At 69.8% G+C, this 1,051-nt stretch carries 1 protein-coding gene; it reads right to left on the bottom strand.

The window, feature by feature from the left end; all coding sequences use genetic code 11:
- On the bottom strand, nucleotides 1–1,051 hold a 1,051-nt coding region (locus tag ACOADB_RS25770), incomplete at both ends, for an AMP-binding protein (RefSeq protein WP_378605660.1).

Genomic DNA, 1,051 nt, shown 5'->3' with positions numbered 1-1,051 from the left:
CACCGGGTTGCCGTCCTCGCCCAGCAAGGCTGTCCGGAGGTACGCCGACGGGCGCCCGCAGGACGTCAGGCGCTCCTCGGCCGGCTTGCCGTCGGCGTCCACGTGGTCGCCCTTGGGGAAGTAGGTGATCACCATCGGCGCCTCGGACTGCCCGTAGTACTGGGCGAAGATCGGGCCGAAGCGCTCGATGGCCTCCTTGAGGCGGACCGGGTTGATGGCGGACGCCCCGTAGTAGACGGTCTCGAGCGAGGACAGGTCGCGGGTGCGCGAGTCCGGGTGGTCCATCAACGCGTAGAGCATCGTCGGCACGAGCATCAGGGAGTTGATCTTCTTCTCCTCGATGGTCGCCAGCACCTCTGCCGGGTCGAACCGTGAGGACACGAACAGCGTGCCGCCCTGGAGCACCACCGGGACGAAGAACGCCGCGCCGGCGTGGGAGAGCGGCGTGCACATCAGGAAGCGCGGCTCGGCCGGCCACTCCCACTCGGCCATCTGGATCTGCGCCATGGTCGAGAACGCACGCACGGTGCCGATGACGCCCTTGGGCTTGCCGGTCGTGCCGCCCGTGTAGGTGATCGACGTGATGTGGTCGGGTTCGAGCACCGCGGCCTGGACGGGCTGCGGCGTGAACGAGGCGGCGACCTCGTTCAGGTCGGTGCCGACCTCAGCGAGCTCCGCAGGCACCGGCCCGATGGTGAGGACCTGCTTGAGCCCGGGGCACTTGCCGAGCAGCTCCACGGCTCGGCCAGCGAAGTACGGGTCGATGACCAGCGTGGTGATGCCCGCGTCGTTGATGACGTAGGCGTGGTCGTCGGCAGAGCCCAGCGGGTGCAGTGACGTGCGCTGGAAGCCCTGCGTCTGGCCCGCGCCGAGGATGAAGAGCACCTCGGGCCGGTTGAGCGCGAGGAGTGCGCCCGGCGTACCGCGGCCGGCCCCGAGGGACTCGAAGGCCTGGATGTACTGCGAGATCCGGTCGGCGGTCTCCGCCCCCGTGAGCGTGACATCGCCCAGGTGGACGATGGGCCGGTGGGCGTGCCGCTTGAGGGCCGCC

It is taken from the genome of Nocardioides sp. CPCC 206348, assembly GCF_048654705.1.
In the GTDB taxonomy this organism is placed as follows: domain Bacteria; phylum Actinomycetota; class Actinomycetes; order Propionibacteriales; family Nocardioidaceae; genus Nocardioides.
This window is presented reverse-complemented; position numbering and strand designations above follow the sequence as displayed.